At 60.3% G+C, this 13,033-nt stretch carries 13 protein-coding genes; 5 read left to right on the top strand and 8 right to left on the bottom strand.

Annotation, left to right across the window (positions count from 1 at the left end; genetic code table 11):
- Positions 1 to 70: 70 nt before the first annotated feature.
- The 8 genes from KIN_RS17730 to KIN_RS17695 are packed head-to-tail and all read right to left on the bottom strand — an operon-like array spanning position 71 to position 6,346.
- On the bottom strand, positions 71 to 730 hold the full coding sequence (locus KIN_RS17730; protein WP_159809554.1) for a prepilin peptidase: 660 nt from the start codon (positions 728 to 730) through the stop codon (positions 71 to 73).
- Positions 727 to 1,575, bottom strand: a complete 849-nt coding sequence (locus tag KIN_RS17725) for a type II secretion system protein GspK (RefSeq protein WP_159809552.1) — start codon at positions 1,573 to 1,575, stop codon at positions 727 to 729. The genes KIN_RS17730 and KIN_RS17725 overlap by 4 nt, the downstream gene beginning before the upstream one ends.
- Complete coding sequence (locus KIN_RS17720; protein WP_159809550.1) at positions 1,560 to 2,222, bottom strand: hypothetical protein; 663 nt, start codon at positions 2,220 to 2,222, stop codon at positions 1,560 to 1,562. The genes KIN_RS17725 and KIN_RS17720 overlap by 16 nt, the downstream gene beginning before the upstream one ends.
- Entirely contained in the window at positions 2,219 to 2,617 is a 399-nt protein-coding gene (locus KIN_RS17715) for a PulJ/GspJ family protein (protein ID WP_159809548.1), read from the bottom strand. The genes KIN_RS17720 and KIN_RS17715 overlap by 4 nt, the downstream gene beginning before the upstream one ends.
- Complete coding sequence (locus KIN_RS17710) at positions 2,614 to 3,030, bottom strand: GspH/FimT family pseudopilin (protein ID WP_159809546.1); 417 nt, start codon at positions 3,028 to 3,030, stop codon at positions 2,614 to 2,616. Before KIN_RS17710 ends, KIN_RS17715 begins: the two co-directional genes overlap by 4 nt.
- 4 nt (positions 3,031 to 3,034) lie before the next feature.
- A complete protein-coding gene (gene gspG / locus KIN_RS17705; RefSeq protein WP_159809544.1) occupies positions 3,035 to 3,496 on the bottom strand; it encodes a type II secretion system major pseudopilin GspG in 462 nt (153 codons plus the stop codon).
- Entirely contained in the window at positions 3,450 to 4,676 is a 1,227-nt protein-coding gene (locus KIN_RS17700; RefSeq protein ID WP_159809542.1) for a type II secretion system F family protein, read from the bottom strand. The genes gspG and KIN_RS17700 overlap by 47 nt, the downstream gene beginning before the upstream one ends.
- Positions 4,676 to 6,346 (bottom strand): GspE/PulE family protein, encoded by a 1,671-nt coding sequence (locus tag KIN_RS17695; protein WP_159809540.1) that lies wholly within the window; start codon positions 6,344 to 6,346, stop codon positions 4,676 to 4,678. The genes KIN_RS17700 and KIN_RS17695 overlap by 1 nt, the downstream gene beginning before the upstream one ends.
- Positions 6,347 to 6,636: 290 nt before the next feature.
- Between KIN_RS17695 and KIN_RS17690 the strand changes: the two genes are divergently transcribed.
- The 5 genes from KIN_RS17690 to KIN_RS17670 all read left to right on the top strand — a co-directional run bounded on the left by KIN_RS17690 (position 6,637) and on the right by KIN_RS17670 (position 12,884).
- Entirely contained in the window at positions 6,637 to 9,408 is a 2,772-nt protein-coding gene (locus KIN_RS17690; RefSeq protein WP_159809538.1) for a DUF1800 domain-containing protein, read from the top strand.
- A 34-nt stretch (positions 9,409 to 9,442) separates the two neighbouring features.
- Positions 9,443 to 10,750: a DUF1501 domain-containing protein gene (locus KIN_RS17685; protein ID WP_159809536.1), complete on the top strand. Its 1,308-nt coding sequence runs from the start codon at positions 9,443 to 9,445 to the stop codon at positions 10,748 to 10,750.
- 99 nt (positions 10,751 to 10,849) lie between these two features.
- Positions 10,850 to 11,866, top strand: a complete 1,017-nt coding sequence (locus KIN_RS17680) for a PilN domain-containing protein (protein WP_159809534.1) — start codon at positions 10,850 to 10,852, stop codon at positions 11,864 to 11,866.
- Positions 11,863 to 12,399 (top strand): type II secretion system protein GspM, encoded by a 537-nt coding sequence (gene gspM, locus KIN_RS17675; protein WP_159809532.1) that lies wholly within the window; start codon positions 11,863 to 11,865, stop codon positions 12,397 to 12,399. Before KIN_RS17680 ends, gspM begins: the two co-directional genes overlap by 4 nt.
- A complete protein-coding gene (locus tag KIN_RS17670) occupies positions 12,396 to 12,884 on the top strand; it encodes a hypothetical protein (RefSeq protein WP_159809530.1) in 489 nt (162 codons plus the stop codon). Before gspM ends, KIN_RS17670 begins: the two co-directional genes overlap by 4 nt.
- The last annotated feature ends 149 nt before the right edge of the window (positions 12,885 to 13,033 follow it).

Below are 13,033 nucleotides of genomic sequence, written 5' to 3'. Positions count from 1 at the left end.
CCTCAACTGCACGCCCCCAATTTTTACGGGGTGCGTTATTGTTATTCGTCAACTGGTTAGCATGCGATATTCATGTGACGGGCAGAAAAAGGTTAATGGCTACGAAAACGCCACATAGATGTGTTCCATAGGACACGCTGCCATCTGACGACGCTGTGCGGTCTGCGATGCGACGAAGCAGCACTTCAACGAGACCCGTTAACGCCGCCCCACCCATAAGAAAAAAGGCCATCGTGGGCGAAAGCATTCCTGCCAGACCCGCCATCAGCCAGACGTCACCGAGGCCAAGCGCCTCAATTCCACGCAGCCACAAAAGTGCCTGCCGAATGATCAAAAGAATGGCAACAATAAGGCAAGCGGACAAAAGTGCCTCGCCAAATTTACCGGTTCCGAGTGCTTTCAGGACAGCAATCGCAATGACCAACAGCGTCCATTCCACCGGCAACCAGCGCCATGCCCAGTCGATCACAGCGAGCAAAAAGAGCACCACAAGAAGGCTCACCCACAGCGCCGCAACCTGGCCCGTTGTGCTTGCAAGGCCCGCCGCCGCCACTGCGCCAGCAAGGAAGCCAAACGTAACGGGCCGATAGAAACGCCGCATCGTGGTGCCGCCGGACAGACCCCGCAGAAGGCTTCGGATCGCAAGGTAGGAGGGGCCCAGACAAAACGCGGCAACAATGATCAGACCCGCGATCCCGGTCCAGATCAGATCAGGACGTTCGAAAATCACCGCAGGATTTGGACATCGAGAATATCATATTCCATCCGTCCGCCTCGAAACCCGATGCCGCGCGCTGCAACGGTCACGGTCATATCCGCGGTCGCGCCGCCTGTAAGCCGCGCCATCGCGTTGATGGTGTAGACAGGTCCCTCGACACCGTTGAGCCACGACGCAGCCGAGCCCAGACGCGGCATCCCCCGACCCTCGCGCCGTCGTATCAGTATCTCGGACACGTCACTGGGCCCAACGCCGGGGATAACGGCCAACAGCTGCTCCGGCGCGGTACGAGGATTGATCTGGGCGTCTCCATTGAACGTCGTCAGCACCTCCCGCGCATTGCGGCTTTGCGCCTCCGGCACGCCCAATCGCGCAAGAACAGTTGAGACCGACGCCGCTTCAATCGGGCCCCGGTCACCACTGCGCCGCGCGATAATTGCCTGCGCAATCGAGGCCGCATCAAACGCGTCCAGCCCGCCGCCTTCGCCGACCATGCGCAACGCAGGCAGCAGCAGTTGCACCGGCGCGGCGTTGATGTCGAGCTTGCCACCTTCGTCCCAGATCCGATAAGTCGCGCTGCCTTCGGCCATGTTAATGGTAACCGGCGTTCCGTCCCGCGGACTTTTATAGGAGTTCTCATCGACACGCCCAAGATCCGCCAGCGCGACATTGACCGCACTGCGCGCCAAGGCAACGGCACGGCCCAGTTCAACCTCCGCCCGGATCGCCAGCGCCTCTTGCCGGTGGCTGGCAAGAAAGCTGGAGGCCGCCAGGAGCAGCCCAAGTGCCATCCAGAGAACGGTCAGCAGGATAAAGCCCCGGTGCAACCTGCGGCGGATCTTCAACGGACGCGGCATTCGCGTTCCTCCAGACCACCCCGACCAAAGCGGGACAGGCACCCCGCACTGCGGGTTACAGGAAGGCGCGCAATCACTTTGCGCTCCGACCCTTCCTCGATCGCGACGGCAATCGGCAGGCCCTGATCCAGACTGGGATCGTAGGACCAGCCCTCGCCAAGACCGCTCTCCCGTCTGACCAGATACACCAGACGCAGGGCCTGATTGCTTACCAGCACAACGCTTGTCTGCGGTCGTTCGGCGTCAACCCGCGTGTCGCGAATGCCCGTATGCTTTCGCGCGACAAGCGCGTATTGGCCGTCTGTCACAACGACATCAAGACTGGCCATGAAGCGTTCGGACCCGCCGCTGCTGGCATCATCGAGCAGCAGCCGCATCTGTGTCGGACTGCCCGAAAACTGACCTTCGATGTCCGTCAGTCCCCTCACGGTTGCAGCGCTCGCCCAGGCCTGAAGCACCCGACGGGCAATCAGCCAGTCTGCGGCCTCATTCTGAAGATCGGTGCTGGACGGCGCCGCCTGACGCAGCCCCCATGTGGCACTGGTCAGAAGTGCCAGCGTAACCGCCGCAACGGACAGCGACACCAGTGCTTCCGCAAGGGCGAACCCCCGGGACTTTCTGCGGCGGCTGGTTGAACGGCGTCTCATAGAGGTGCCTGCGCGTACCTGATGCCGCGCAACGTCAGCGGGTCGTTGTCCGTCCCCGCCGCGGTCACCGTGACATATACATAGACCAGCTCGTCCCGCTGGATGGGGCCGAGTTGCATATCGCGCGCCGCCACGTCCGAAATGGTCAGGGACCAGTCCCAATCCCCCGCAACACCTGTCTCGTTGAACCCGGGGCGCACCGGCACGTCGACCCCTACCCGGTCCATGACCTGCGTCGCGACCAACATTCTGTCCGCCTGAGATGTGGCGCGCTGATCCATCAAGGCCCCGGTCGACAACGACTGATAAAACCCGGTGACCGCAAGCGTGGCGATCCCAAGGGACACCAGCGTTTCGATCAGCGTAAACCCTCTATGATGCCGCCTGTGCCTCATTGCGTTACCTGGACCCGGCCCGTCAGCCAATCGAGGTGAACCGTCTGTGTGCGCGGACCCGCCTTCAACGAGATCGCAAACCCTCGACTTTCGCCGGAGGGCCGGATCGTGACCCGCCTGGAGGGGCTGTCGCTGTCCACCCCCCGCGACAATGTATGCTGGGACCGCGCGGTCACCAGAGACCGCGTATCTTTCGAGTATTCCACGCTGACCGGCTTGCCGCTTTCGACAGCTTCCAGCCGGGCCTGTTGCAGCATCAATGCGATCGCCGCCGCATCAGCCCGCAGCCGCGCGCCATCGGACTGCCCCATCGCAAAGATGGACACCGTCCCGACCAGCAAGACCACAGCGACCGTGACCAGCACTTCGAGGGTGGCAAATCCACCCTGCCCGCGCCGACGTCGCCGGGTCATATGTCTATCCGGTGATATCACTGTCCAACCCTGTGCCGCCCGCGCGGCCATCCGCCCCGAACGATGTGACGCGCACCTGCCCGCCCTCGTTCTTATAGGTGTAGACTCCGCCCCACGGATCAGCGGGCAGCTTGCCATCCCGCAGATACGGCCCGTTCCACCCCGGGATCAGCGTCCCCCCCTGAACCAGAGCCGTCAACCCCTCCTGCGCAGTTGGGTACCGACCCGTATCGATCAGGAAAATGTCCAGCGCACTGCGCAACTGGGCAATCTGCGCCTCGGTCGCTTTCACGCGCGAGGATTGAAGCTGACGCATCGCCGCAGGTCCCACCAAACCGACCAGAAGGCCGACGATTGTCACGGCAACCAGCATCTCGACCAGCGAAAAGCCCCGTGCGCGCTTGGTGCGACGCTTCGGCCTAGAACGAAATCGTGTTGACAGCGACGATAGCTGAAAAGAGCGCATAGAGGCTCACTCCTATAAGTAGGCCAACGCCGACAATCAGCGCAGGCTGGAATAAAAGAAGAAACCGCTCAAGATCCCGGTCGGCGGCTTCCCTCATATCGACGGATGTTTTCGAGACCATGCCCCGCAGGTCCCCGGTCTCTTCCCCGATCCGGATCATCTCAATTGCATCATAGGGCAGAAGCGCCTGCGCCTTGAGTGCTGCAGACAGGGCGGCACCGCTCTCGACCCGGCGCGTGGCGTCCGAAAGACTGGCTTTGATCCGGGCGTCCGCCACGGAACTGGTCACGACCCGCAGGGCGGAGCTTAGCGTGACATCACGGCCCAGAAGGGCGCCCAGAACATGCAAAAGCAGCATCATCTGATTGCGAAGCACCAGTCGCCGCACAAACGGCACCGCACTGCCGATCCGCGCAGAAAACTTCAGAAGTGTTCCGCGCCGCGCCATGAACCAAGCCAGAAAAAGCGTTCCGATCAGCGCCGCCAGAATGGTCGGCCAGAGCGTTGTCATGATCTGGGACACGGCGAAGACGGCCTTCCCAAGCGGTGGGATCAAATCGTACCGGTCCTCGATAAGAGGTACGAATTGCGGGATGATGGCGATCATGATCAGCGCAAGGGAGGCGATCGCAACCACGAGCAGGATGCCGGGATAAAGCAGCCCCGTTACTATGCGACGCCTGACAGCCAGCCTGCTTTGCAAAATGTCCGCAGCCGTCACCAACGCCTTGTCCATATCGCCGGAGACTTCCGCCCCCCGCACCAAGGCAAGCGTCACGGTATCCGTCACGCCAGCCTTGTCGCGCAGCGCTTGAGACAACGGAACACCTTCGCGCAGCGCGCCCCTGATGCTGGCCGCCGTGCCGGAAATCCGGTTTTCCCCGCTTTCCCCCATGATTGCCAAAGCACGGTCCAGAGTGATCCGGCGCGCGACAAGCTTCGCCAGCCGCGACAGGAACTCCGCCGTCTGGCGAGCCGTCATCGGGCCGGTGCGTTTGATCCGCTGGGATATCGGTCTTGCGGCCTCAAGCGCGGAGGCTTCCGGCTCCAAGGTGATTGGAAACAGGCCCTTCGCCTTCAGTGCCGCCGTGGCTTCCGTGATATTCCGACCCGCGATCTTTCCGGTCTGCCGGGCACCGCTGGTGTCGCGCGCCTTATAGACAAAGACATCAGTTGACATCACATCACCAACCCGGCGGTGCCGAGAACACGCGTGACCTCTTCAAAGGTTGTCTGTCCGTTGGCGACAAGACGCATGCCTTCATGGCCCATCGTGCGTGCCGCGCTGGGCTGTCCGGCCATGGCATCCGCGATCTCGCCCGCGTCCAGCGCCTCGAACACGGCAAGCCGTCCTTTGTAGCCCGTCCAGTTGCACGCTTCGCAGCCTGCCTTCTGCACAGCGGTCCAGTCGTGCGCGGACCCAAGCTCTGGATCCCGGTCCGCCAAGCGTTCAAACATTGCCTGTTTTTGCGGATCTGCCGACAGATCCACCGGCTTCGCGCAATCGGGACAAACCTTCCGGACAAGGCGTTGCGCGGCCACAAGCCGAACAACCGACGAGACCAGATAATCCGGCACACCCAGATCCACCATCCGCGTCGCCGCCTCACTGGCGCTGTTGGTGTGGAGCGTGGAAAAGACGAGGTGACCGGTCATCGCGGCCCGCACCGCAAGTTCCGCGGTTTCCTGATCTCGGATCTCACCCACCATGATTACATCGGGGTCATGGCGCAAAACCGTGCGCAGCGCTGCGGCAAAGGTCCACCCCAGATCCGGGTTTACCTCGATCTGCTGCAGACCCTTTGTCTGTATCTCCACCGGGTTCTCTATGGTGATGATCTTGCGGCGCGTGTCATTGATCTCATTCATCGCGCTGTGCAGCGTCGTGGTCTTCCCGCTGCCTGTCGGCCCTGTCACCAGAACAAGACCGTTTGGCTCATCAATGGCAGCGCGCAGTTTCGTCCCGATGGTTTGCGGCAGCTTGAGATGTTCCAGCCGCGACAGATCCTCTTGATTATCGAGGAGGCGCAGGACCATCGTTTCGCCGTGGATTGTGGGCGCACTTGCCACACGCATGTCTATATCTCGCCCTGCCGCCTTCTGGCGAATGCGACCATCCTGTGGCAAACGGCGTTCGCTGATGTCCATTCCGGCCAGAATTTTAAGGCGCGACACGATCCCTTCGTACATTGTCGGGTCGGGCGGACGCACCTCGGCCAGTTCTCCGTCGATCCGCAACCGCACCCGCGGCTTGTCAGGCAGCGCCTCTATATGAATGTCCGTAGCACGCAACTCGACCGCCGCCGCAAAGAGCGACTGCAGATACCGGATCGTGGGCGCATTGTTTGCTAGTTCGGCCAGCTTGTCTGCATCTAGTGCGCCGCCGGCGCTGACCGCCTCAACTTCGCCACCCTTTGCACTGCGTTCGATGGCCAGCTCGATATCGCGGTCCGTGGCGACCACCAGATCAAGGGCCGTGCCAAAGATCATTTCCAGCGCGCCCATGGCATCCCGGTCGAACGGGTCAGCCACGGCCAGGCGTGCGCGCGTGTCACTTATATCCAAGGGCGCAATGGCGTTACGACGCAGGTAATCCGCTGAAAGTCTTGGATCTTGCGGCAGGGTTTCGGGCATCTGTTCAAAGGTTATAAGCGGCAGCCCAAGCTCTTGCGCCGTGGTCTGCGCCCAGTCGGTCTGAGGCACAAAGCCCAAACGGTCCAGAACAACGCGCATCCGCTGACCGGTGGTTCCGGCGGCGTCCATCACCTGTTTCAGATCAGCCTGCGACAGCTGACCTCGCTGCAGAAAGACCCGCGCCAGCTGTTCCTCTGAAGGTACCGTTGTCAGCACTGCCCTCTACCCGCCCTCAACTCTCGACTTTCGCTGATCCGACCAAATCCTGCACCACAACCACATTCCAGACGAGAGCCATGCCCGAGATTCGTGTAAGCAAGTATTCGCCTAATTTAGAACCCAAATTGTCCAAAGATTGCAGCCAAGCGGAAGAAATCAGAACGATTGTTTACCAAATCCTGTAAACGCGCAAACTGTGGCAGAAATTTGGACAAGTTCGGACACATTTCTGCCCATTCCAAGGTTTACCCAACGTTTACTAACCCGTTAACGGCAGGTGTCATTTCATGAAATCTACGATCTTATCTTTCGGACTTCTCAGCACAACAATGCTTGTCGTCAGCGGCGTCGCAAGTTTTGCTCAAGACGAGCAAACAGCCCTTGTAATCGACACGACGAAACAAGCGCCACAGCAGCTTTCAGAAGCGGCCAAGAAGATAAATCCACTTCATGAGATTCCGACCCATTATAAGTTGTCGGTTCCGGTCGCGGATACTTATGTTCTTTCCGCGCCTCCGCGCAGCCGTGTTCAACTGCGCGTTGATGGTGAATTGATCCTGGATCTGTCCGGCGCAGATGCCGACGCGGATGTTGAACCCGTTCAGGCGTTCACACAACTGTCCGCAGGCAGCCATCTGGTCGAAATCGTGACGGATCTGATCCGCCCCGACACCATTGCCAGCGTCGCTGTCAATAAGATCGGTGAGGCCCCCATCAGCATCGTCAGCGTCGCGCAGCCCATGAGCGCCGCCGAAGCCGAGCAGTTCGAAGCGACCGAGGTGGCCGCGCTGCAAAGCGGCGCATCCTCTCAGATGGGCGCGCAGCCCAGAGCAAATCGTGCGCCCGGCACAATCGGTGGCGCGGGCAGCGCTGCACAACGCACACCCTTCCAGATCGGCGGCGGTGCGTCCCGCGCAGCAATCGCTGAGCGCCAGGCGGCGCTTGCAGCCGCACGCAGCGGCGGCACATCTACGCCTGCCATTGGCCGGGCTATGAGCGGTGGTGGATCCAGCTCCGGTGGTGGAACGCCCCAAGTTGTTTCCGTTCCAAGCTCGGGTGGCGTCGTATCCAGCGGCGGTGGCGGCTCATCTAACAACGGGACGTCCGACAGCACAAGCGACAATTCTTCCGACGGCAATTCGTCGAACAGCGGGTCAAACACCAATAACAATGACAATTCATCTGGTGGTGGCACGACCAACGGGAATGGAACCGGCACCGGTGGTGGCGTTGTGAGCCCCGACGTTGGCGGTGGCGGCGGTGGAGTACAGGTCGATCCCAACATGGCTTCGCTCAGCCCGCTTTCGCCACCGACGGACGTGACACTTACCCAAGCGGTTCAACTGACAGCAGCCGGAACATCCGAAGGTGTGGTCTCCAACACTGGCCAGACGCTGTTCGGCGCGGTCATGGATCCGACGACATTTGACACTGTAAATGTCGCCGTCGCGCCGTCCAACCGGACAACAAGCGTCGACGTGGGCCCCACCACAGGCCAGTTCGCCGTTCGCCTCTTCCCTGAAGACTTTGACAGTGCCGAAGAAGTGACCGTCACCTTGACCGGCGCCTTCAGCGGCAATGACGAGGTGCAGGCACAGCCAGTGTCCTATACGCTGACAGGGGGCGACCTTGTGGACGGCGTGGGTCAGGTTCTGTCCCGGATCACCTATGGTCCAACGCCTGAGCTCTACGCACGGGTTCGCGCGATGGGTTTCAGCGCATATATCGAAGAGCAGTTGAACCCGGCCTCCATCAATAACGCAGCCTTCGAGGCGACAAACCCCGATAACCTTCTCGAGGCGACCACGCGAAACAGCGGCAGTATGTTCCGGTCGATCATGCACCACAATCTGGCGCATGCGGCCTTCAGCGAAAAGCAGTTGCAGGAAGTGATGGGTGAGTTCTGGTGGAACCACTTCCACGCCTCCACCAAGGGCTCCGACATCATCCAGCAGGCCATCACCGACCGCCAGTTCTTCCGGGACAACGCGTTTGGCCGGTTTGAAGACCTTCTGCTTTACTCGGCCCGCAGCCCGCTGATGTCGCAATTCCTCGACAACGACCAAAGCCGTCGGGGCAATCTGAACGAGAACTACGGTCGCGAAATCCTTGAGCTTCACACAGTGGGCGTAAACGGCGGCTACAGCGACGAAGACGTCATTGCCGTATCGCGTATCTTCACAGGCTGGCGCTATCGCCGGACCAATCCAAACGCGGAAGATGTCGCGTCGCTCTATGAGTTTGAGTTCCAGCCGGATCGCCATGACGAAGACGACAAGGCCGTTCCATTCCTGAACACCACAATCGTTGGCCGCTCTGGCGCAGCGGGTGTGCAAGAGGGTGAAGAGCTCATCGCGCTTCTCGCATCTCACCCACGCACTCAGGCTTATGTCTGCGGCAAGATCGTTCAGAAGTTTGTCACGGACGCGCCGCCTACGCCGGAGAATCCACTACCCCAGCGCTTTATCGATCTTTGCACCGCCGCGTGGGGCGCAAATGACGGCAACTCCGCCGCGATCCTGAGGGCGATCCTGACGGCGCCGGAATTTGTTAACACCGCATCACTCCAGCGTACGAGCGGCAAGACACCGTTTGAATACGCGGCCTCTGTGATCCGCAGCATCGGCGCGACACCCGATACCGGTGATGATGGTGATTTCTATCGCCGGTTCCGGGAAGCTACGGAAAATGCTGGCCAGTCGCCTCTGTACTTCCCTGTTCCTACGGGCCTGCCGGAAGTCGGTATTGCATGGACGAACTCCGCATCCATGATCGCACGCTATCGGTCGATCACGGACGTGGCGCAGCGGTCCGAAGAATACAACTTCGATCTGGCCGCTGACGCTCAGAACGCGGGCTTGGAGACAGCCGAAGAAGTTGCAGCGTATCTCTTGGCCGTCGCAACGGCGGACCGCTACACCGTCGGCGAATTCGACGCGCTGGTCGGTGTCCTCAAAGGCGAGGACGGCATTTTTGAGCCGCGTCGCCAAGACGAGAAATCGGCATACGACCGGGCCATAGGCCTTTTGGTCGTCCTCCCCAGCTTCCAGCTCCAGTGAGCCGCAAAGCCAACCTATCGACGAGGTACTCAAAGTGACCACACGCAGAGAATTTCTTAAATCCACAGGCTTGATGGCAGCGGCAAGTATGGCTGGCATTGCAGGCGCACCAAAATTTGCATTCGGCCAAGAGGCTGGCGGCAAAACCTTCATCAAGGTCTTCATGCGCGGCGGCGCGGACGGGCTGCACCTGTTCCCTGCAGTGGGTGACATGATCTACTACCAGCATCGCCCCAATATTGCGATCGAAGCCCCAAGCAACGATGCAAACTCGGCGCTGGACCTTGGCGGCAATGGCTACCGCGCTATGAACCCGAATCTAGAGCCCCTTATGGAGATCTGGAACGCGGGTCATATGATGGTCGCACCGTCCACCGCAATCGAGGAAGGCAACCGCTCGCACTTCGACAATCAGCGTTGGATCGGTACGGGTGCGCGCAACAACTTCATCGACGGTTACCTGAACCGCTATATGCAGAACAATCTCGGGCCGACACACCCGCTGCGCGGGGCGGTTCTTGGGAAATCCTCGATCAGCACGGAGATCCGCGGCTCCATCAGCGTTCCGGCAATCTCAAACCCGTCGAATTTCAACTTGGAAAACCGCGATCTTTGCGGGGGCGATGGCTGCTCCGACAATCAACTGACAACGCTGATGCGTGATATCTCGGCTCACGACGTGGACGTGTCCGCCATGGAAGGCGCTGTGCGCGAAAACCAGTTGGTTATGCTGGAATCCATTGCAGAAGTTCAGCTGGCCGGGACAGACTACACCCCATCTGCTGGTGGCCTTGAGTATAACAACACCGATCTGGGCCGTGGACTGAAACTTGTCGCGCAACTGCTGAAGGCGGGCGTTCCGCTGGAAGTCGCGGCAATGGATTGGAACATCGGCTGGGACACGCACTCCAACCAAATCGCTGATGGTGCGGATCGGTTCATCGATCAGGACAAGGGCTATCACCGCAACATGCGCCGTGGCGCGTCCGATTTCCTGACTTTCTATCGTGACATCGCAGATATGCGCGACGACGTTGTGGTTCTGGTCGGCACTGAATTTGGCCGAACCGTGATTGAGAACGGCAACAACGGCACAGACCATGGCCACGGCGGCGCATGGTTCGCCTTTGGCGGTCCGACGGTTCCGGGCGTTGGCCCTGACGTGACAACTTTGGACATAAGCGCACTTCAACGTGAACGGTACATGCCCATGGTTGTGAACTACCGGGATATTGTGTCCGAGATCATGATCAGGCATATGGGGATGCCAGAGAATCTGGTGTCCACAATCTTCCCGGATCACACGTTCACAAATAACAGCTTGTTCAGTCGCATCGCCTAACGTCCACGACGAACACCTCGTGGGAGGGAAGGTACCATCAATTCATCCAACAATGGGGTGGTGAGGTCTGATCTGGCAAACGCATCGCTAGATTGGCAGATGAAGACACTCACGACGAAGCGTTTCAGACGATTTCTGAGCTTGGTACAAGCAGGCTGGGCGGGGCTTAAAAACCCCGCCTCTCAAACGTTGACGGCCTCCCAAAACCAGCTTTTCATCGGCGGCAAAGCCTATGTACTGCGCACGGGCGGCTCGGACAAACGGCTCGCCAATCAAGCGGAACTTGCCACGCTCTTGAAACCGCTGAAGCGTCAGAAGATCGATCTGGTCTTTCTGGACCGCGCCTGCCTGGACATGAACTTCACCCTGCCCGCAGGCCCTCTGGATGAGGTGAAATCCATGGCGGCCACGGAAATTCAATTCCGTTCGCCCTTTGAGGAAAGCAATTCGATTGCGTTCTGGACCGCGCGCGAAACGCCTTCCACGGACTGGGCCATCACCGCGTCTGTGGTCCTGAAGACATCCATCGCGTGGGTGCTCGATGCGATCGAAAAGAATGGCCTCGAAGTCGGGTTCGCCGTCCGCAAACAGGCCGACGGGTCCAATCTATTTGCCCACAGACCGCCGTGGTCTTCCAGCACCACGCAATCCGCAAAAACAGGCCTCCGCGCGATCCCATCGCCGTTCCGACTGCCCCTCATCGCCTTCGCCGTCCTTTTGATCTCGCTCGCCGGTGTCTTCGCGACGCAGACCAGCGAACGCGCCGCCCTGTCTGCCGAGGCCGCGTTGGCCCAACAACAAATGGCCGCTTTGGCCCAATCAGTCGCCGCCCAGCGCAACGCACGCGAAAGACGGGACGCCAGCACCCAAAAGCTGGCTTTGGTCGGAGAACTGGCGAACATCTTGCCCGATGGGACATGGCTCGAGCGCTTCTCCATAGCCGACGGCAGGATGACGATCACAGGCTATGGCCCCTCAGCAGCCGAAGTCACGCGGCTTCTGTCGACTTTGGAAAATCTCAGTGACATCAAATACGGCTCGCCCGTCACCCGCGACAATTCCCAGGGTTTGGAGCGTTTTCGCATCGTCGCGACCTTGGGCGAGGCGTCGCCATGAGCACATTCGTTTTCCGTGATCCCAACGCCCCGCGTCGCACCGTTCTGGGCTTGGCGACCGGTGTCGGCGTGGCGGGCCTTTTGATCGCCGTCGCGCTTTGGTCCGGCCTGCAGCGTCAAGCCACCGGTCTGACGGACCTGCGCGACACAATCGCCAGAGGGGAAGCCGCGACCGCCAGTCAAGCCCAACGGCAAGCCAATGAAGTCAGTTTCTACATAGGCGATACACCGCAGCTGGCCCAAACCGAGATGCAAAGCGACATGCAGGCGCTGGCCGAAGATCATGGTCTGAAGCTTGAAGTCATTCGGGCCGACGCCATCGAGGACGCAGGCTCACAAATCAGGCTGGGCCTAATCCTGAACGGCGTAATCCCCGAAGCCAATCTGGGAACTTTCATGACCCAGCTTGAAGCACACCGGCCGATGATCCTCGTCGACGAGATCGACCTGCGCCGCGCTCGGACAAGCGCGCGCAATGCCGACACGCGTCCACTTGCAATGCAACTCAAACTCAGCGGCTTCGCAGAACGATGAGTGCAAAGGCCATCAACCGACCGACGCAGGCGTCCCGGACCGGCGGTATCGCGGGCCTCCTGTTTTCGATGATCTGTCTTGCGATGGCTCTGCTTGTGTGGCTTCCGGGACAGGCGACCGATCCCGCGCCCACCGCGGCATCTGACGTCAACGCCCCCGAGACAGCCGATGCAAGCCTGACCCGCGTCGCCGACAGTGCCGCACCCCTCACGGCCCGGCCCTTGTTTCACATCACACGGCGTCCACCCGCCGAGGCGCAGCCGGTTGCCGCGCCGAAGATTGTTCTGAGCTTGGCAGGGATCGTCAATGACGACGACGTGGATATTGCAGTCTTGCGCCTGTCCAACGGCCCGCGCCTCTATCGTCGCCGCGAGGGGGAGCGTTTGGGAAAATGGACGGTTCAATCTATCAGCGAAGGGACCGTGATTGTTGTCACCGATGAGGGCGAGACACAAAAGATGAACCTTGGTGCCGCGGACCGCTAATCTTCGGTACGGACCCCTGCGGACAGAAGGGACCAAGTCACGTTACGATATTTCACCCTCACCTATACATTGCGCTAAAAAACACATAGGTGCTGCCAATTGGCATTTTCCCACGACGCTCAGGTGACCGGCGCTCAGGTGATGCGGAC

The sequence above is a fragment of the Litoreibacter roseus genome (genome assembly GCF_009811795.1).
Taxonomy (GTDB): domain Bacteria; phylum Pseudomonadota; class Alphaproteobacteria; order Rhodobacterales; family Rhodobacteraceae; genus Litoreibacter; species Litoreibacter roseus.
Note: the sequence above shows the minus strand (reverse complement) of the source record. Positions and strands in the feature narration are given on the sequence as shown.